Consider the following 20,136-nt stretch of genomic DNA (forward strand, 5'->3'; position numbering starts at 1 on the left):
GCATCCCCCGATGTAAAAAATATAATTATATAATTATATCAAGCAGAACCGTTGCCGTGGCAAGTAATCCTAACTTAAATTACAACAGGGTATGCAAGAAACTAATCAGGCATTGCTGCGCGCCTCGATCTGCTCCCACTTTTCCAGCGCTTCCAGCAGTTCGCCTTCGATCTCGGCCACGCGCGCATTCAGGCGCTTGCCTTCGGCCGGCGTCTTTTTGTAGAAGTCCGGATGCGACAGTTCGGCGGCCAGCACCGATTGCTCGTCTTCCAGCTTGGCGATCAGTTTCGGCAACTCTTCCAGTTCGCGCTGCTCCTTGTAGCTGAGCTTTTTCTGCTTGGCAACGGGTGCGGCAGCTTCGACCTTCACGGCCGGCTTGCTGGCAGGCGCCGTGGCGATCGGCAAGGTGCGCACGCGCTCCCAGTCCGTGTAGCCGCCGACGAATTCGCGCCACTTGCCCTCGCCTTCGGCGACGATCACCTGCGTGACCACGTTGTCGAGGAAGGTACGGTCATGGCTGACGAGGAAGACGGTGCCGGTGTATTCTTCCAGCAACTCTTCCAGCAATTCCAGGGTATCGATATCCAAGTCATTGGTCGGCTCATCGAGCACCAGCACGTTGGCCGGCTTGGCGAACAGGCGCGCCAGCAGCAAACGGTTGCGCTCGCCACCGGACAGCGACTTGACGGGCGAACGGGCACGTTCCGGCGCGAACAGGAAGTCGTTCAGGTACGTCATCACGTGACGGCGCTGGCCATTGATCTCGACCCAGTCGCTGCCAGGCGCGATGGTCTCCATCAGGTTCGCCTCTTCGTTCAGCTGCGTGCGCATCTGGTCGAAATACGCGACCTGCAGCTTGGTGCCCAGGCGGATGGTGCCCGTGTCCGACTGCTCTTCACCCAGAATCATTTTCAGCAAGGTGGTCTTGCCGGCGCCGTTGGCGCCGATCAGGCCAACCTTGTCGCCGCGCAAGATGGTGGCGCTGAAATCCTTGACGATGACCTTGTCGCCGTAGATCTTCGAAACGTTTTCCAGGTCCGCCACGATCTTGCCCGAGCGTTCGCCGGCCGACACGTCCAGTTTCACTTGGCCCTGCTGCTCGCGGCGCGCATTGCGCGTCAGGCGCAGCGCTTCCAGGCGGCGCACGCGGCCTTCGTCGCGCACGCGGCGCGCCTTGACGCCCTTGCGTATCCACACTTCTTCTTGCGCCAGGAACTTGTCGAACTTGGCGTTTTCCACTTCCTCGATTTCCAGCTGCTCCGCCTTGCGCGTCTGGTAAGCCGTGAAGTTGCCCGGATACGACAGCAAACGGCCGCGGTCGAGTTCGATGATGCGCGTGGCAACGTTGTCGAGGAAGGAGCGGTCATGGGTGATGAACAGCACGCTGCCTTTGAAGTCGCGCAACAAGCCTTCCAGCCACAGGATGGAACTGAAGTCCAGATGGTTGGTCGGCTCATCGAGCAGCAGCACGTCCGGTGCCGACACCAGCGCGCGCGCCAGCGCCACGCGCTTCTGCATCCCGCCCGACAGGGTTTTCATCAGCATGTCGCCCGTCAGGTTCAAGCGGTCGAGCACGGTTTCCACCTTGTTCGGCAAGCTCCACGCATCGGCCGCATCGAGTTTGACCTGGATGTCGTGCATGCGTTCCATCAGTTCGTCGTCATTTCCCTGGCCGAACTGGCCCGTCAGCGCATCGTATTCCTTCAGCCATGCCTGCGATTCGCCCATGCCGGAAGCGACGGCGTCGAAGACAGACATGTCCGGGTCAAATTGCGGCTCCTGCTCCACGTACGCGATCTTGATGCCTTGCTGCATCACCAACAGGCCATCATCGAGCTTGAACTTGCCCGAAATGACTTTCAATAAGGAGGATTTGCCTGTGCCGTTGCGGCCGATCAAGCCGACCCGTTCCGAGGTTTCCAGTGAAAATTCCGCGTGATCGAGCAGCGCGACGTGACCGAACGCAAGTTGCGCCGATGAAAGAGAAATGACAGCCATAATGAGTAAAGGTGTACGGGCGCCGCCTCGCGCGCACCGCGTGGTGCGCCAAACAGCTGCCGATTGGATGAATGAAGCACGCATTGTACCGACAACTCGGCACCACCAGTACATTGCAGCCAGCATGAACTCAGGCCACCGGCGCGCGTTGCGTGGAATGTGGTGTCGCCAGCAGGAATCGAACCTGCATTTAAGTCTTAGGAGGACCTTGTACTATCCATTGTACGATGGCGACACGCGCAGCGGCATTATACAGGGTGGCGCGCACCGTGGACATAGCGGACGCTGGTACGCAACGGAAAATCCGGCTGGCGTGGCGCGCGGCTCCCGGCTATGGCTGCCCGGCCGGCAACAGCAAGGGCATGACATGCTGCGCCGCCAAGCCATGCGCCACCTTGTTCCAGTGGCCATCCATCGGCAGAAAATCGAGCCGCTCGGCATGCTCGCGCCAATGCTCCTCGAACACGGGCTGCATGTCGACCACGACGTGGCCATGCTGCCTCGCCTGCGCCATGAAAACTTGGCGGTCATCGCCGTGCCACGACGGTTTGCCCTTCTTCGGCTCATACAAGGTGTTGCGCTCCCCATCGACCACAAAGACCATTTGCCTGTCGGCGGCGCCGGGAAGCGCCTTGATCTGCGCGAAATAGTAGGCCAGCATCTGGTCGCGCGCCGCCGCCCCGGTATCGTCGGCCACTGGCGCGTGAGCTGCGCGTCGCAGCGACGATATCCAGTCCGGCAGCTTCAGGTTGTAATAGGTATAGCGCACAAGGGCCGAGTGCGCCAGCCAGCGCTTGAGCTTTGATTCGACATAGTCGACATGGACCGTCCGCACACCATCAGGGCCGGCCACGAACTGGTTGTGGCTGCGTGGTGCGGGCAACAGCAGGTTGTTCAGATTTCCCGAATCGATCAGAACGACCACGTTGCGTGGATGCAGGCGCGGCGCATAATGGCGCAGCATCTCGAGCGTATCGGCCAAGCCGTTGCCCGAACTGGCGGCCGACACCACGGCCCCGCCCAGCATGCGGTCCAGCTCCCCCTGCAGGGTGTCGGGGTAGTCGAGCATCAGGCTTTCGACAAAGCTGTCGCCCAGCACCAGCACGGCGGGATCCGGCTTGAACTCGGCGGAATTGGCAAAACCCTGCCCGTTGGTGACACCGCGGCGCGCGTTCGACAATGCCCAGCCATGCGAATACACATACTCCTGCCGGGGCAAGTAACGGCTGAGCGGCATGCTTGCACTGCTTTGCGCGAGGCGCAAGCCGGACGACACCGGCAGGCACTGCAACACAGCCTCGAGCACCAGCGCCATCAGCAGCACACCGATTCCTATCGTAATGGATGAACGCATGATGATTTAAAAGTTAAAATACAGAAATTCGGATACGCCACGGGTCTCGCTGATCGACAGCAAGAACAGGCACAACAACAGCAAGGCACCCAGCAACAAGTTGCCGCGCCCGCCTTCCAGACGGTTTTCCTGCTCCAGACGCAAGCCACGGCCCAGCAGGTCATAGGCATTCGGCAAAAAGAAAGCGATAACGGCGCAGGCGCCCAGCCACCACAGGCAACTGCCAAGCTCCATGATGCGGTTCATGCCCAACACGGTCTCGCGCATGGCTGGCGTCAGAGTGCCACCCCACATCGCATGCAGCACTTCCAGCGCCACACCCACCGAATTGGCGCGGAAGAAGACCCAGGCCACAACCACGGCCAGGAAGGTGGCGCAGGCGCCGCCCAGGCGCAGCGCCCAGTTGCTACGCCCGCCCAGCATGTGCCGCAAGGCATGGTTAATGATCAGATAAATACCGTGCAACATGCCCCACAGCAAGAACGTCCAATTGGCGCCGTGCCACAGTCCACCCAGCAGCATCGTCAGCAACAGATTGCGGTAGCGCAAGAACGCGCTCTTGCGATTGCCGCCCAGCGGAATGTACAGGTAGTCGCGCAGAAAATTGGACAGGGTGATATGCCAGCGGCGCCAGAAATCGATGATGGACGCCGCCTTGTATGGCGAGTTGAAATTGATGGGCAAGACGATGCCGAACATATAAGACAAGCCATAGGCCATGTCGGAATACGCCGAGAAATCGAAATACAACTGGAAAGTATAGGCCAGGGCTCCGGCCCAGGCTTCGAGCATGCTCAGGTGCTGATGATGCAGGTCAAAGACGGGCCCTACGAAGCGGGCCACGCCATCGGCCAGGACGACCTTCTTGAACAGGCCGATGGTAAAGAAACTCAGGCCCACCACCAGCCGCCCGCGATGCGGAACGTGCCGGGCCGGTTCCGAGAACTGCGGCATCATCTCCTTGTGATGCAGAATGGGGCCGGCAATCAGGTGGGGGAAGTACGTAACGAACAAGCCGTAGCTTTCAGGTTGATAGTCCTTGACCTTGCCGGCATGGCAATCGACTAGATAGGCGATTTGCGTGAAGGTGAAGAAGGAAATACCGATGGGCAAAGTAATCCCGATGGGCTCTATGGGCGCCCCCGTGAGCGCGGCAATATTGCTCAACAGGAAGTCAAAGTACTTGAAAAAGACGAGCAGGGACAGATTAAAGACGAGTCCGCCGATCAGCCACAGCTTTGCCCGGCGCAGGCGGCCCTGTCCATGGTGCAGCGAAATGGCGCGCCCGACGGCAAAGTTGGTGCAGATCGACAAGGCCAGCAAGGGCAGGAAGGCGATATCCCAGTAACAATAGAATGCAACCGATGCCAGCAATAGAAAGATGATGGACAGGCGCAGCGAATAGCGTGACAGGACAAAGTAGCCCAGCAGTGCCAGCGGAAGGAAAATGAGGAAAAATGAAAAGGTATTAAATAACACTACAAAATCCCAAGCGTGGGTGGTTGCTCATACGACAACATCAAGCCTCGGCGACTGCCGATGAGCTAATGGCCATCAATCATTTTTCCGGCAACGAGGGCGCGGCAGGCGACATGGCGCACCGCTCCTGCGGCACGCGCAAGCGTATCCGATATCGGCGCGACTGCAGCATTCAGCTGCGGGCGCGCAAGCTTGTCCGCTGCTGACGCAAATGCATGCCAGCGAGCAAGATCAGCCCCGCCAGCAGCACGCCATAAGTGGTAGGCTCCGGCACCGCACTGATGGTAAACACCTGTATCGCGCCGTACGTAATGTTCGGTACCGTAAAACTGGAACCATCGATCAGGCTGATCCCGCTCGCCGGGTGTCCACGGTAATTGTAGGTGTAAAGGGAAGAATAGCCGCCGTGCGTCAAGTCCTGCGGTACATACAGATCATGGCCGACACCAAAGGTGGGACCATAATTTTCCTGATTGTAGGTCTGATCCTTGCCGATGCCATCGCCGCTGAAATACTGCTTCAATTGCGGCAGCATGAAACCCGCTGTCAGATTAAACAGGAAGCCTGTGCGCTGGCTATCTTCCATGGTCACATGCATGCCGTCGGTCGAACTCCAGCTTTGCGGGTTATAGCCACCGACGAGCCAGGTTTGCCCCGAGGCATTGGTCGCTTCCATGACGGAAAACGTGCGCCCCTTGCCATCGGAGGCCTTGTGAAAATCCAGCGAGGTGTCGCCCGCCGCCTTGCTGTAGATATTCGTCAGCGCCAGGCGGCCTTCGCCAAGCCAGCTTTCCAGTTGCGTTTGATAGCCGGGAGAGAGTAGCGACGTGCCGGTTCCGGCCTGCGCGCCCAGGCAAACACCCATACCGGCCACGGCCAGCACCACACTTCTTACCGCCTTAAAATTATTGTGCATCATCTGCCTCGACTGTCAGTATTTGAAGCCGGCGTATTTTCCGGTTGCCAAATATAACATAGCAGATATTGTTTTTATATTTCTTATTTTAGCGCAAAAAATATAATTTTGACAAAAACAATTCATTCAGGCAACACGGCCGTCACTTCGATCTCGACCTTCGCTCTGTCCTCGATGAGTCCCGCCACCTGCACGGCCGTCATGGCTGGAAAATGCTTGCCGATGATTTCCCTGTAGGCAACGCCAATGTGTGGATATGCCGCCACATATTCCTTCTTGTCCAGTACATACCAGGTCATGCGCACGATGTGCTCGGGCAAGGCGCCCGCCTCGGCCAGCACGGCGACGATATTCTGCAAGGCCTGGCGCACCTGTCCCGCAAAATCGTCCGTATGAAACTGGCCCTGCGCATCCCAGCCTATCATGCCGCTGACGTACACCGTGCGTCCGCTGGCGGCAATACCGTTCGCATAGCCGCGCGGTCTTGCCCATCCCGCTGGTTGCAGCACTTGCATCGTGTTCTCCTCGTTGTTCTTGCCGTTCATGCGTTCCCCGCCTCGCGCAGCAGTTCGCGCGCGATGATCAATTGCTGCACTTCGCTGGCGCCCTCGTAGATGCGCAGCGCGCGGATTTCGCGGTACAGGCGCTCGACCGGGTGCCCGCTGACGACGCCCATGCCGCCAAACAGCTGCACGGCCGCGTCGATCACCTGCTGCGCCGTTTCCGTGGCCGTCAGCTTGGCCATCGCGGCCTCCTTCGTCACCTTGCGGCCCTGGTCGCGCTGCCAGGCGGCGCGGTAGGTCAGCAGCGCGGCCGCGTCGATGCCGGTGGCCATCTGCGCCAGTTTCGCCTGCGTCAACTGGAAGTCCGCCAGGGTCTGGCCGAACATCTGGCGCTTTGTCGCGTGGCGCAGCGCCTCGTCGAACGCGCGCCGCGCAAAGCCCAGCGCGGCGGCGGCCACCGACGTGCGGAACACGTCGAGCGTGGCCATCGCCACCTTGAAGCCCTGCCCCGCCTCGCCCAAGCGCTGCGACACGGGCACGCGGCAATTGGCAAAGCGCAGGCGCGCCAGCGGATGCGGCGCGATGACGGCGATGCGCTCGGCGATTTCCAGCCCCGGATTGTCGGCGTCGACGATGAAGGCGCTGATGCCGCGCGCCCCTGGCGCCTCGCCCGTGCGGGCGAACACCACGTAAAAGTCGGCGATGCCGCCGTTCGAGATCCACGTCTTTTCGCCGTCGAGCACATAGTCGTCGCCGTCGCGGCGCGCCGCGCACGCCATGGCCGCCACGTCGGAGCCGGCCTGCGGCTCGGACAGGGCAAAGGCGGCGATACGCTTGCCGCTGGCCACGTCCGGCAGATAGCGCGCCTTGTTCCCGGCGCTGCCGAACAGGCCGATGGCGCCGGAGCCGAGTCCCTGCATGGCGAAGGCGAAATCGGCCAGGCCGTCGTGGCGCGCCAGGGTTTCGCGCATCAGGCAAATGGCGCGCGTGTCGATCTGGCCATCGGTGCCCGTGGCGTAGGTCAGCCAGCCGCCCTGCCCCAGTTGCGCCACCCGCGCGCGGCAAGCCGCATCGACGTCGCCGCCATGCTCGTCGTCCAGGTGCTGCGTCGCCCACGCATCGAGGTCACGCTCAAGTTCCGCATGGCGCGCTTCGAAAAACGGCCAGTCCAGGTAAGTGGTGTCGCGTGTCTTGTTCATCTTCTTAATCGCCCTCGAACTGCGGTTTTTCTTTCGCCACGAAGGCGTGATAGGCGCGATGAAAATCGTTGGTGGCCATGCAGATGGCTTGCGCCTGCGCTTCCGCCTCGATGGCCTCGTCGACGCCCATGTTCCACTCCTGCTGCAGCATTTTTTTCGTCATGCCGTGCGCGAAGGTGGGGCCGCTGGCCAGGCCGGCGGCGAACAGCTGCGCCGCCTCGGCCAGTTCTTCCGGCTCGACCAGGCGGTTAAGCCAGCCCCAGCGTTCGGCCTCGGCTCCGGCCAGGGAGCGCCCCGTGTACAGCAGTTCGGCGGCGCGGCCCTGGCCGATCACGCGCGGCAGCAAGGCGCAGGCACCCATGTCGCAGCCGGCCAGGCCCACGCGGGTAAACAAAAAGGCCGTCTTGCTGCGCGCCGTACCGATGCGGATATCGGAAGCCAGCGCCAGCATGGCGCCGGCGCCCGCGCATATGCCGTCGATGGCGGCGATGATGGGTTGCGGGCAGGCGCGCATAGCTTTCACCACGTCACCCGTCATGCGGGTAAACGCCAGCAGGCCGGGCATGTCGAGCCGCGTCAGCGGGCCGATGATGTCGTGCACGTCGCCGCCCGAGCAGAAATTGCCGCCGCTGCCCGTGATGACCACGGCCTTGACGTCGTCCGCATGCGCCAGCGCGCGGAACAGCGCGCGCAGCTCCGCATACGAATCGAAGGTGAGCGGATTCTTGCGCTCGGGCCGGTGCAGGGTCAAGGTGGCCACGCCGCCTTCGACGGAAAACAGAAAATGCCGCGCGGCGTAGCCGGTCAGGCTGGCGCGGTTGCCTGGCAGGTCTTGCGGCTGGCCCGGTAGATGGCGCATGCTCAGTCCTTTAGAGGGGTGTTATTCAACTGCTGCTTCATGTGCGACAGCAGGTCGATCAAACGGGTTTTGTCATCGGGCGTCACGCCGTGCAGCAGTTCGGCGATCCAGCCCTCATGCACGCGCGCCATCTCGTCGAAGGCGCGCCGGCCGGCCAGCGTCAGCTTGACGCTGTACGAGCGGCGGTCTTTCGGGTCGACCACGCGCACCACGAGTTTTTCCTGCTCCAGCTGGTCGGTGATGCCCGTGATATTGCCGCCTGTGACCATCATGCGCCTGGACAGTTCGCCCATGCGTAAACCTTCGGGAAAGCGTTCGAGCTGCGCCATCAGGTCGAAGCGGGGCAAGGTGATGCCGAAGGTGGCGCGCAGGCGCGTGCGCACTTCGTTTTCGATTTTCACTGTGCACGAGAGCATGCGCAGCCACAGCTTGAGCGACTGGTGGTGGTCCTGCGTCAGCCGGCTGGCCAGATCCAGCACGGGTTCGTCCTGCACATTTTCGTTTTCTTTGTCCATGATCTTCATTCTGTTACATGACTTCGCCGCCGGCGACGGCGATCGATTGTCCATTCATGGCGGACGACGCGGGCAGGCAAAGCCAGGCCACCGCATCGGCCACTTCGCGCGGCTGCACCAGCCGCTGCTGCGGATTGGCTGCCGCCAGTTCCGCGCGCGCAGCGTCTTCGCCGCGCCCCGTCTTGCGCACGATGTTCTGCACGGCTTGCGCCACCATGTCCGTTTCCGTGTAGCCGGGGCAGACGGCGTTGACGGTGACGCCGCGCGGCGCCGCTTCCAGCGCCAGCGCGCGCGTCAGGCCGATCACGCCATGCTTGGCGGCGACATAGGCGCTGACGTAACGATAGCCTTTCAGGCCCGCCGTCGACGCCACGTTGACGATGCGCCCCCAGCCCGCGTCCAGCATGGCCGGCATGGCCGCCTGGCAGCAGTGGAACACGCCCGTCAGGTTCACGGCCAGCATCTGCTGCCAGATGGCGGCGTCCGTCTTGCCGAATGGCGCAGCATGCGCCTGGCCCGCGTTATTGACCAGGATATCGATGCGGCCGAAATGCGCGGCGGCCTGCGCGAAGCCCGCCTGCACGGACGCTTCCACGCTCACGTCGAGCACGCAGATGGCCACCCGGCCCGAATGGCCCGCCTCTTCCAGCTGCATGCGCGCGCGCGCCAGCCGCGCGCCATCGCGCCCGGCCAGGGTGACCCTGGCGCCCGCGTCCAGCAAGGCGTGTGCGCAGGCCAGGCCGATGCCGCTGCCGGCGCCCGTCACCAGCGCATGTTTTCCTGATAATGCGTCCATCGATGCTTCCTTGTTCATGTCATCCCTCCAGCAGCCGCGCGGCCACCTGTTGCGGGGTGAGAACCGTGTTGGCGGCCGCCAGCTGGCGCTCGCGCTGCAGATTGCGTTCCAGCTGCTGCTGGCCCGGCCGGTACTGTTTCGGCCAGACTGCGCCTGCGCCGCTGTAGCCGATGCGCGCCATTTCCGTCAGGGTCCAGGCCGGGTTGGCCAGGTGCGGACGGCCCACGGCGCACAGATCGGCGCGCCCGGCGGCGATGATGCTGTTGGCGTGGTCGGCTTCGAAAATCGAGCCGACGGCCATGCTGGCAATGCCCGCCTCGTTGCGCACGCGGTCGGCGAACGGCGCCTGGAACATGCGCCCGTACACGGGCCGTTCGAGCTTGCTGACCTGGCCCGAGGAACAGTCGATCAGGTCCGCGCCCGCCTGCTTGAACAGGCGCGCGATGACGACCGCATCGTCGGGCGTGATGCCGCCTTCGACCCAGTCGTGGGCCGAGATGCGCACGCTCATCGGTTTATCCTGCGGCCACGCCGCGCGCATGGCGCGGAACACGCGCAAGGGATAACGGCAGCGGTTTTCCAGGCTGCCGCCAAATTCGTCCGTGCGGCGGTTGGTCAGCGGCGAGATAAAACTCGACAGCAGATAGCCGTGCGCGCAATGCAACTCCAGCCAGTCGAAACCGGCGACGGCGGCGGCCAGGGTGGCGCGCACGAAGTCCTGCTCGATGCGCGCCAGGTCGCTTTCCGTTGCCGCGCGCGCCACCTGCGACACGCCGGCCAGGTACTGCTGCTCCGAGGCCGAGATCAACGGCCAGTTGCCCTCCCTGAGCGGCTGGTCGATGCCGTCCCACATGGGCCGCGTCGAGCCTTTCGCGCCCGCGTGGCCCAGCTGCAGGGCGATCTTCGCATCGCTGTTCGCATGCACGAAATCGACGATGCGCCGCCACGCCTGCGTATGCGCTTCGCTGTACATGCCGGGGCAGGCGGGCGTGATGCGCGCATCGGCCGACACGCACGTCATCTCGGCAAACACGAGACCGGCGCCGCCCATGGCGCGCGCGCCCAGGTGCATCAGATGGTAGTCGCCCGCCACGCCATCGACGGCGCTGTACTGCGCCATCGGCGAGACGGCGATGCGGTTTTTCAGCAGCACGCCGCGCAGCCGGAACGGCGTGAGCATGGGTGGCAGAGCCGCTTGCGGCAATGCCACTCCGGCCTGTTCGCCGGCGCGCCGCGCCAGCCACAGTTCATAGCCGGCCACGTAGGCGGGATCGCGCAGGCGCAGGTTTTCATGCGAGATGCGCTGGCTGCGCGTGAGCATGGAATAGGCAAACTGCGGCGCCTCCATGGCGCTGTAGCGCTCGACGTTTTCAAACCACTCCATGGAATTGCGCGCCGCGCTCTGGATCTTCAGCACCTCGATGGCGCGCAGCTGCTGGTAGGCGGCCAGCGCGGCATCCGTATCCCCATGCTGGCCGAAGCAGCGCGCCAGCTCGATCGCGTCTTCCAGCGCCAGCTTGGTGCCGGAGCCTATCGAATAATGCGCCGTGTGGGCCGCGTCGCCCATCAGCACGACGGGCACGCCGTCCTGGCGGTGCACCCATTGCCGGCAGACGATGCGGGGAAAGGTGATCCACTGTGCCGAGCCGCGCAAGTGCGGCGAATTGCTCAGCAAACCGTGGCCATCGAGTTCCTCGGCGAACAACGCTTCGCAAAAGGCGATGCCCTCTTCCTGGCTCATGGCGTCCAGTCCCGCCGCGCGCCACACGTGTTCGGGCGTTTCGACGATGAAGGTCGAGGTCTCGCCGTCATACTGGTAGATATGCGCCTGGAACCAGCCGTGCGGCGTCTGGCGGAAGGCAAACGTGAAGGCCTCGAATTTCTTGCGCGTGCCCAGCCAGACGAAGCGGCAATGGCGCTGGTCGATCTCGGGCTGGTAGCTGGCCGCATAGCGCGTGCGGATGCGGCTGTTCAAGCCGTCGCTGGCGAGCACCAGGTCGGCGCCGTACTGCTTCGCGATGGCCTGGTCGTCCAGCACTTCCGTCTCGAATACCAGCTGCACGCCGAGTTCCTCGCAGCGCGCCTGCAGGATATTGAGCAGGCGCTTGCGGCCGATGCCGCAAAAGCCATGGCCGCCGGAGCGCACGGTCTGGCCCTTGAAGTGGATCTCGATATCGTCCCAGTGGTTGAACGCCTGCAGGATGGCGCGCGCCGTCGGCTCGTCCGCATTGGCCAGGTTGCCCAGGGTCTGGTCGGAAAACACCACGCCCCAGCCAAACGTGTCGTACGGGCGGTTGCGCTCGATGACCGTGATGCGGTGATCCGGGTTCTGCTTTTTCATGAGCAGGCTGAAATACAGGCCGGCGGGGCCGCCGCCGATGCAGACGATATTCATGGGGTGTCCGTGCGAAGTTTGAAGCGCTGCAGCTTGCCCGTTTCCGTGCGCGGCAAGGCAGGCAGGAAACGGATGGCGCGCGGGTATTTATACGGGGCGATCTGCTGGCGCACGAAGTCCTGCAGTTCGGCCGCCAGCACGTCGCCGGGCTGGAAACCATCTTTCAGCACCACGTGCGCCTCGACGATCTGGCCGCGTTCGGCATCGGCGCGCCCGACCACGCCGCATTCGGCCACGGCAGGGTGGCGCAGCAGCGCCTCTTCCACTTCCGGGCCGGCGATGTTGTAGCCGGCCGAGACGATCATGTCGTCGCTGCGCGAGCGGTAATAGAAATAGCCGTCGGCATCCATCTCGAAGGTGTCGCCCGTCAGGTTCCAGCCGTTCTGCACGTACTCGCGCTGGCGCGGATCGGACAGGTAGCGGCAGCCGGTGGGGCCTTTCACGGCCAGGCGGCCCGTCACGCCGGGCGGCTGCGGCACGCCCGCATCGTCAACGATGCATGCCTGGTAGCCGGGAATGGCCTTGCCGATGGCGCCGCGGCGGATGCCCTCGCCCGTGGCGGAAATGAAGATGTGCAGCATTTCAGTGGCGCCGATGCCGTCCGTCATGGCCAGTCCCGTCACCGCCTGCCAGGCGTCGCGCGTGGCCAGCGGCAGCGCCTCGCCTGCCGACACGCACAAGCGCAGGCTGCTCAAATCGTGGCCGGCCGCCAGGGGCGCCATCTGGCGGTAAAAAGTCGGCGCCGTGAAGCAGATCGTGGCCTGATAGGCAGCGATGGCGCGCAGCAGGCCGTCGGGCGTGAGTTTTTCCAGCAGCACGGTGGCCACGCCAAAACGCAGGGGAAACAGCAGCAGGCCGCCGAGGCCAAAAGTAAAAGCCAGCGGCGGCGTGCCGATGAAGATATCGTCGGCGCGCACCTGCAGCATGGAACGGGGAAAGCAGTCGCAGATGGCCAGCAGGTCGCGGTGCATGTGCATGGTGCCCTTGGGGACGCCCGTCGTGCCCGAAGTAAAGCTGATCAGGCAGACGTCGTCGGCCGCCGTGTCGTGCGCGGGAAATGGCGCATCGTGGGCCGCCATGCGCCGTTCCAGTTCCGCATCGGCGGCGCCAAAGCACAGCATGGCCGACAGGCCGGGCAAGCCGTCGAGCTCCGCGCGCAAGCCCTGCGCGCACAGCACGGCATTGACTTGCGCTTTGGTCAGGATGGTGGACAGTTCGCGCGCGCGCAGCAGCGGCATGGTGGGCACGGCGATGCAGCCGGCCTTCAGCACGGCCAGCAGGCAGGCGGCCATCATCGGGGTATTCGCGCCGCGCAGCAGCACGCGGTTGCCGGGGATCAGGCCCAGGTCGGCGCGCAGCACGTGGGCGATGCGGTCGACTTGCCGCGCCAGATCGGCGTAGCTCCAGCGCTGGCCGTCGGCAAGGATGGCGGTGCGCTCGCCGCCGCCTTTGGCCACGGCCGCATCGAGCAGCGCGGCGACGCAATTGAGGCGCGGCGGATACTGCAGCTCGGGCAAATCAAGGCACAGCTGCGGCCAGAGTGCGCGCGGCGGCAGGTGCGCGCGCGCAAAGTCGTCCTGGGGAGATGCGGTGGTAGGCGAAGGGTCGCTGCTCATGCTCATCCTGGCTGGTGACGGGCGCGTGCACAAGGCCCGGAAGCAGATACTTTAAACCTAAAGTATTTTTCCAGCAAGCAGAAAACGGCAATTTCAACACACCTAACAAAACCGTAGCGAGCGGATGGGAGGCTCGGCGCCCCCGTTGACCCGAGAAGCGGAGCTGTGCGGATGCACAGTGAGCATCGGAAGCCGCAAATCACGACGCGCAGTAGGTTTTGTTATGGTGTATCAGTCGGCGCCGTCCTGGCGCAGCAAACGCGCCTGCTGCGCCGCGCTGCGCGCCAGCGCGGCCAGGGCCGCCTGTATCTGCTCGCCATCGAGCACGGCCGACTGCAGCAAGGCGCTCATGCCGGCTTCCGCACCATGCAAGCCCAGGGTGCGGCAACCGAGGTGCAGCCGTTCGAGCTGCTGGCGCGCCTGGGCCGGTTCGCCGCGGGCCAGCAAGGCGTCGACCTGTTCGCTGGCGGCGACTATCTGCCCCTGGAAGCCCGTCAAGTAGGCCAGCAGGCGTTCGCCGTCGATGCCCAGCCGCTGCAAGGTGTCGCGCGGCGCTTCGGCCGGCAAGGCGCAGACGTCGAAGCAGGCGTCGATATGCTGGCGCACCTGCTCCGGCTGAAAGGGCTTGACGATGTAGCCGGCGGCGCCGGCCTGCACGGCGTCGCGCACCGTGTCGTGGTCATTGGCCGACGAGACCAGCACCAGCGGCATGGCGTCGAGCGCGCTGTCGGAGCGGATTTTCTGCAGCAGCTCCATGCCTGACAGGCGCGGCATGCGCAAGTCGCAAAAGCACAGCGCGGGGCGCAAGCCGCCTTCGAGCTGCTCCCACGCCGCCGCGCCATCTTCGGCTTCCACGATATCGTGCACGCCGCAGCTGTCGATCAGATGCATCAATACCATGCGCGACACGACATCGTCGTCAACCACCAGTACTTTCATTGCTTTCTCCATTGGCGGCAGCGTCAGAGTGCCTGGCCGCATTCTACCCAGTTTCGCCGCGCGCTCCACGGCAGGAATTGCCTATTTTACATTTCCTTGCCCGAAACGGCTATTTGCGTCAACAGTGCGCGCAATTGCGGCAAATGCAGGGCCACCTGCGTCCAGCGCCCGCCATCGGCCGCCTCCTCCATTTCCGTGCACAGCATGTGCAGCTGCGTTTCGTCGAGATAGGCGGCGCTGCCCTTCAATCCGTGCAACAGGCGCCCGGCGTTGTCCTGGTCCTGCGCCGCCAGGGCATCGTCGAGTTCGCGCAGGCGCCCTTCCAGGTCGGCGACGAAGGCGACGCGGATGCGCCGCTGCAGTTCGCCACTGCGGATGGATTGGGCGGACGCCGCCGCCGGGATGGCCGGCGCGACGCCGAACAGGGCGTCGAGTTCCGCCTGCCCCCGCGCGCTAGCGCGCGGCGCGTTCGATGGCATGCGCGGCAACATGAAACCGCGCTGCAGCTGGCGCTCGATGGCGCGCGCCAGCAAGCCATGCAGCGCCGCCTCGTCCACCGGTTTGCTGAGGAAATCATCCATGCCGACGCCCAAGTAGCGGCTGCGGTCTTCTTCGCTGGCGTTCGCCGTCAGGGCCACGATCATCAGTTCCTGGTCGCGCACGGGCTGGTCCGGCCAGCCGCCCACGCGGATCAAGCGCGTCGCCGTGGCGCCGTCCATCTCCGGCATGCGCCCGTCCATCAGGATCAGGTCATAGCGCGTATGCACGCAGGCCGCCACCGCCAGCACGCCGTTGGCGACCACGTCGACCCGGTGCCCCAGTTCTTCGAGCATGACGCGGATGATGATCTGGTTGGTGGGGAAGTCTTCCGCGCACAGCACGCGCAGCTGGTGGCTGTGCGGCGCCAGCGCCACCTGCGGCACCAGCGGTGGCGCCACGCCGTCGGCCAGCGGCAAGGTGAAGGCAAACGTGCTGCCCTGCCCCGGCGTGCTGGCCACCTCGATCTCGCCGTCCATCAGTTCGACCAGCTGGCGGCAGATCGCCAGACCCAGCCCCGTGCCGCCGTAGCGCCGCGTGGTGCTGGCATCGGCCTGCTCGAACTTCTGGAACAGGCGCGCCATCGCGTCCGCATCGATGCCGATGCCGCTGTCGCTGACGCTAAAGCGGATCAGGTTGACACGGCGTCCGCCGCTGCCGCTGGCCACGCCGGCCCGCTCGACGCACACGCTGACGCCGCCGCGCTGGGTGAACTTGAAGGCATTGCCGACCAGGTTGACCAGCACCTGGCGCAAGCGGGTCGGATCGCCCACCACGAAGGGCGGCAGGTCCGGCGCGAAATCGATGGAGAAACCGATGCTGCGCGCGGCCGCCTGCTCCTCGAACAGGGTCACGACCGTCTCGATGGCCGCGCCGAGCGCGAAATCGATGTTTTCGATACTCAGCTTGCCCGCCTCGATCTTGGAAAAATCGAGCAAATCATTGATGATCACCAGCAGCGATTGGGCATTGGCCTGGCCGCGCAGGATCTGCTCGCGCGTGGCGTCGTACAGCTGCTCGTCGCGCAGGGCAAAGCCCAGCATGCCGATCACGCCGGCCAGCGGGGTGCGCATCTCGTGGCTCATATTGGCCAAAAATTCCGACTTCTGGCGCGTCGCATCCTCGGCCTTGCGCTTGGCCTGGCGCAGGCTTTCCTCGTTTTTCGTCAGGCTGCTGTTGACTTGCGCCAGCTTTTCCGACTGGGCCAGCACCTCGATTTCCTTGCTCTGCAACTCGGCCGTGCGTTCGCCGACCAGTTTTTCCAACTCGTTCTGCTGGCGCCGCAGCGCGCGCACGCGCTGCCGGTACGCGCCATACACGGCGCCCAGCAGCAGCAGCGCCATCAGGGTGCGGAACCACCAGGTCTTCCAGAACGGCGGCAAAATCGTGATGGCCAGCGTGGCGCCGCTCTCGTTCCACACGCCGTCCTTGTTGGCCGCCTTGACGCGAAACACATAGTTGCCCGCGTCGAGGTTGGTGTAGGTGGCAAAGCGCCGCCCCGCATCCGTCATGACCCAGTCCTGGTCGAAGCCTTCGAGCCGGTAGGCGAACATATTGCGCTGGGGCGCGGCGAAATGCAGGGCCGCGAATTCCAGCGAAAAAACGCTTTCACGGCTGGTCAGCACCAGCTCGCGCGTATGGTCGATGGCCTTCTTGAGCACATGCGCGAACTCGCCGCGGCCGATGGCCACCGGCTTGTTGAAGATCTGCAGTTCCGTGACGGCCACCAGCGGCGGCACGCGGTTGTCGTGGATATCCTGCGGCATGAACGCCGTCATGCCGTTGAAGCCGCCGAAATACATGGTGCCGTCCGACGCGCGCAGGGCAGCACCGTCAAAGTACGAGCCTTCCACCGTGCCATCGGCGCTGTCGTAGTTGCGAAACAGGCCGCTGCGCATGTCGAGCCGCGTGATGCCGCTGTTCGTGCTCAGCCAAAGCTGTTCGTTGTCGTCGCCGAGGATGCTGGCGACGGCGTCATCGGCCATGCCATCCTTGCGCAGGAAGCGCCGGAAGCGGATCCCGCCCTTGGCGTCGACGTCCATGCGGTTCAAGCCATTGGCCGTGCCCACCCACAGCACGCCGCGCTTGTCTTCGTGCAGGAAATGCACTTCATCGTGGCTCAGGCTCTGCGGGTTTTGCGGATCGTGGCGGAAATGGCGGAAGCGGCCGCTGGCGCGGTCCAGCAAGTCCAGGCCGTGAAAGGAGCCTATCCACAACCGCCCCTTGCCGTCTTCCAGCACGGGCCGCACCATGTTGTCGGACAGGCTGTTCGGATCGGCCGGGTCGTGGCGGTAAGTGGTAAAACGCTTGCTGGCCGGGTCGAAACGGTGCACGCCGCCCCGCGTCGACACCCACAGCATGCCGCTGCGGTCGCTCACGACATTGCGGATGGTGTCGCTGTTCGGGTCGCCGGCGGCAAAGCGCATGGTAAAAAAACGCCCCAGTGCCGGATCGAAGCGGTGCAAGCCCGTCGAGCCGCCCACCCACAATACGCCGTCCGGCGCCTTGTACAGGGTCGTGACCTGCTCGTCGCGCGACATGCCGGGTGCGCTGCGCAGGTCGAACAGGCGCGAGCTGCCGTCGCGCGTGTCGTACAGTTTCAGGCCGCCCTTGGTGGCCAGCCACAGCTTGCCATTGCCCGCGTCGGCCACGGCGCGCACTTTCTTGTCCGCCAGCGCGCCCACGTCGCCGGGCGCGCGCGCCATGCGCGCAAAGCCGCCGCTGCCCAGGTCGACCCGGCTCACGCCGTTGTACCAGGAACCGACCCAGAAGGTGCCGGCGCGGTCGCGGTAGAGCGACGACAGCTGGTTGTCGGCGACGCTGAACTTGTCGCCCGTCTGGTGCCGGTACTGCAGGAAGGTGTCGCTGTCGGGCAGCCAGCGGAACAGGCCATCGGCATTGCTGCCCAGCCAGACGGTGGCGTCGACATCCTGGTACAGGCTGGCCACGCGGATGGCGGAAAAGCCATGTTTCTCGCCGAAGCGCACTCTTGCCTGCGGCGGCTGGCCGGCGCCACCCAGACGCCAGCGCTCGGCGCCGGCCATGGTGCCGATCCACAGGTTCTGCTGGCGGTCGACCAGCAGCGACTGGATCACGTTGTACTTCGAGCCGGGCGTCGCATCGACGGCGAAATGCTCGAAGCGCTCGCTGCCCGGCGCCAGCATGTCCAGGCCCGTTACCGTGCCGATCCACAGGCGCTGTTGCGCGTCCAGCGCCAGCGCCTTGATTTCATTGTCGCCCAGGCTGTGCGGGTTGCCTTCTTCATGGTGCCAGGTGCGGAAGGCGCCGGTGGCGGGGTCGAAATGCTGCAAGCCGTCCGAGGTGGCGATCCAGAAGCCGCGCGCGCCATCGTCGAGGATGGCGTGGATATGCCGGTTGCCGTTGCCGCGCTTGCTCTTTTCGCCGGGACCATAATGGATGAAGGTCTGGCTGGCGGCGTCGAAGCGGTCCAGCCCATTGTCGGTGCCCACCCACAGCTGGCCCTGGCTATCGACATGCAGCTCGCCGACCCAGTTGTCGGCCAGGCTGGTCTTGTCGCCCTCGATATTCTTGTAGACGACCATGCGGTAGCCGTCGTAGCGGCTCAGGCCGGACTGGCTGCCGAACCACATATAGCCCTGCCGGTCCTGGGCGATGGCCAGCACCGATTCCTGCGCCAGGCCCTGGTCGACGCTGAGCTGGTCGAAACGCAGGGTGGGCGCAGGCGCCGCCATGGCCCAGCCGCCCAGCAGTAAAATTAACAGTGAGGCAACATCGCAAACACGTCGAAATACCAGCACAATCGTCCTGTCAAAAAAAACGCGAAACTCCGGCAACTGTTCCGGGGGCCGTCTCAAGAACCAAAAAACGCCAGTACATCGTCCTTGCGGGCCTGCGTATCGCGCTGTCCAAGACGGATCAGCTCGTTAGTATACGTCGATTCGAACAATAAATACGATGCCAGCGCCGCGCCGCGCGCTTCGGCCGCGCCGATGCCCGACAACATGGTGCGGATGGGACGCGGCAAACTGCCGATATGCCGGCTGGCGATGGCGTCGAGCCGCTCGGACGGCGCGATGACCAGCAATTCCACCGGCCGCAAGGCCGTCTTGCCCAGCAGCTCGGGCGGCAGCATCGACAAGGTCAGGTTGATGCGGTTCAGACGCTCGATGTCGACAGCCAGGCCGTCGAGGAAGATCGACGACAGCGCGTGGCCGGCGATCTGCGCCAGGCTCGGGTAGCGCGCCGCTTCCGACGCGGCCGGTGCCGGTTCCGTCATGCGTCCCGCGCCCACCACCAGCACCTTGTTCGCGCCCAGGTGGATGGCCGGCGAGATCGGCGCCAGCTGGCGCATGGAGCCGTCGCCGCAGTATTCGCGCTGGCCGCCCACGTACAGGGGCACGGCGGGAAAGATAAAAGGGATGGCGGCCGAGGCGAGCAAGTGTTCCACGCCGATCTGGTCGGGCAAGGCCAGGCGCTGCGTGCGCACCCAGGGCGCGATATCCCCGGCCGTCTGATAAAACGTCATGTGGCGGCTGCCCGAATACGACGACGCCGTCACGGCCAGCGCATGCAGCAAGCCGTCGGCCAGGGCCGCGTCCAGGCGCGGCAGGTCGAGCATGCGGTGCAGCAGGCTGACCAGCGGGGTATTGTCGAGCAGGGAATTGGGCGGCGACGCATGCCACTGGCGCAGCAGCCAGCCGAACGACAGCAAGGACAGCCAGCGCGCGCCCGAGCGTATCACGCCCAGCGAATCGGCACGGTAGACCTGCTCGACTTCGATGTGCTGCCACACGTCGAGCAGCTTTTGCACGCCTTCGCCGAAGTTATCGGCGCGGCAAGCCAGCGCCGTGGCGTTGATGGCGCCGGCCGAGGTGCCGCAGATGATGTCGAACGGGTTGCGCGCCGGCGCCCAGCCCGCTTCCCACAGAATCGCCGAAATCGCCTGCAGCACGCCCACCTGATAGGCGGCACGGGCGCCCCCTCCCGTGAGTATCAAGCCTGTTTTATTTTGCATTCCCATGCCGGCAGATTAGCAGGGTCTTGATACT

General features: G+C 64.4%; 14 protein-coding genes and 1 tRNA gene. All 15 read right to left on the bottom strand.

Annotation, left to right across the window (positions count from 1 at the left end; all coding sequences use genetic code 11):
• Positions 1-105: 105 nt before the first annotated feature.
• Positions 106-1,998: an ATP-binding cassette domain-containing protein gene (locus tag OX462_RS20855; protein ID WP_070224589.1), complete on the bottom strand. Its 1,893-nt coding sequence runs from the start codon at positions 1,996-1,998 to the stop codon at positions 106-108.
• A 160-nt stretch (positions 1,999-2,158) separates the two neighbouring features.
• Positions 2,159-2,233 (bottom strand) — tRNA-Arg (locus OX462_RS20860).
• Positions 2,234-2,329: 96 nt separating this feature from the next.
• Positions 2,330-3,352: an SGNH/GDSL hydrolase family protein gene (locus tag OX462_RS20865; protein ID WP_139143016.1), complete on the bottom strand. Its 1,023-nt coding sequence runs from the start codon at positions 3,350-3,352 to the stop codon at positions 2,330-2,332.
• Between the two features lie 6 nt (positions 3,353-3,358).
• Positions 3,359-4,831, bottom strand: coding sequence for an MBOAT family O-acyltransferase (locus OX462_RS20870; protein WP_070312093.1), 1,473 nt, complete (start codon positions 4,829-4,831; stop codon positions 3,359-3,361).
• A 172-nt stretch (positions 4,832-5,003) separates the two neighbouring features.
• Positions 5,004-5,750 carry a PEP_CTERM-anchored TLD domain-containing protein gene (locus OX462_RS20875; RefSeq protein ID WP_256267281.1) on the bottom strand — a complete coding sequence of 249 codons (747 nt, stop codon included), beginning with the start codon at positions 5,748-5,750 and terminating at the stop codon, positions 5,004-5,006.
• A gap of 119 nt (positions 5,751-5,869) precedes the next feature.
• Positions 5,870-6,262 (bottom strand): RidA family protein, encoded by a 393-nt coding sequence (locus tag OX462_RS20880; RefSeq protein WP_070224642.1) that lies wholly within the window; start codon positions 6,260-6,262, stop codon positions 5,870-5,872.
• Between the two features lie 26 nt (positions 6,263-6,288).
• Positions 6,289-7,449, bottom strand: a complete 1,161-nt coding sequence (locus OX462_RS20885) for an acyl-CoA dehydrogenase family protein (RefSeq protein ID WP_070224593.1) — start codon at positions 7,447-7,449, stop codon at positions 6,289-6,291.
• Between the two features lie 4 nt (positions 7,450-7,453).
• The gene (locus OX462_RS20890; protein ID WP_070224594.1) at positions 7,454-8,308 is read right to left on the bottom strand and encodes an enoyl-CoA hydratase family protein; all 855 of its coding nucleotides are present in this window, start codon (positions 8,306-8,308) and stop codon (positions 7,454-7,456) included.
• Between the two features lie 2 nt (positions 8,309-8,310).
• A complete protein-coding gene (locus OX462_RS20895; protein WP_409026964.1) occupies positions 8,311-8,823 on the bottom strand; it encodes a MarR family winged helix-turn-helix transcriptional regulator in 513 nt (170 codons plus the stop codon).
• A gap of 13 nt (positions 8,824-8,836) precedes the next feature.
• Positions 8,837-9,637 (bottom strand): SDR family NAD(P)-dependent oxidoreductase, encoded by an 801-nt coding sequence (locus OX462_RS20900; protein ID WP_070312088.1) that lies wholly within the window; start codon positions 9,635-9,637, stop codon positions 8,837-8,839.
• Position 9,638: 1 nt separating this feature from the next.
• Positions 9,639-12,014, bottom strand: a complete 2,376-nt coding sequence (locus OX462_RS20905) for a bifunctional salicylyl-CoA 5-hydroxylase/oxidoreductase (protein ID WP_409026965.1) — start codon at positions 12,012-12,014, stop codon at positions 9,639-9,641.
• Positions 12,011-13,630, bottom strand: coding sequence for an AMP-binding protein (locus OX462_RS20910; RefSeq protein ID WP_409026966.1), 1,620 nt, complete (start codon positions 13,628-13,630; stop codon positions 12,011-12,013). The genes OX462_RS20905 and OX462_RS20910 overlap by 4 nt, the downstream gene beginning before the upstream one ends.
• Positions 13,631-13,861: 231 nt before the next feature.
• Positions 13,862-14,569: a response regulator gene (locus OX462_RS20915; RefSeq protein ID WP_070312085.1), complete on the bottom strand. Its 708-nt coding sequence runs from the start codon at positions 14,567-14,569 to the stop codon at positions 13,862-13,864.
• Between the two features lie 86 nt (positions 14,570-14,655).
• A complete protein-coding gene (locus OX462_RS20920) occupies positions 14,656-18,819 on the bottom strand; it encodes a hybrid sensor histidine kinase/response regulator (RefSeq protein WP_409026967.1) in 4,164 nt (1,387 codons plus the stop codon).
• Positions 18,820-18,938: 119 nt separating this feature from the next.
• A complete protein-coding gene (locus tag OX462_RS20925; RefSeq protein WP_070224601.1) occupies positions 18,939-20,108 on the bottom strand; it encodes a patatin-like phospholipase family protein in 1,170 nt (389 codons plus the stop codon).
• Positions 20,109-20,136 lie beyond the last annotated feature (28 nt).

It is taken from the genome of Janthinobacterium aestuarii (assembly GCF_046113285.1).
GTDB lineage: Bacteria > Pseudomonadota > Gammaproteobacteria > Burkholderiales > Burkholderiaceae_D > Janthinobacterium.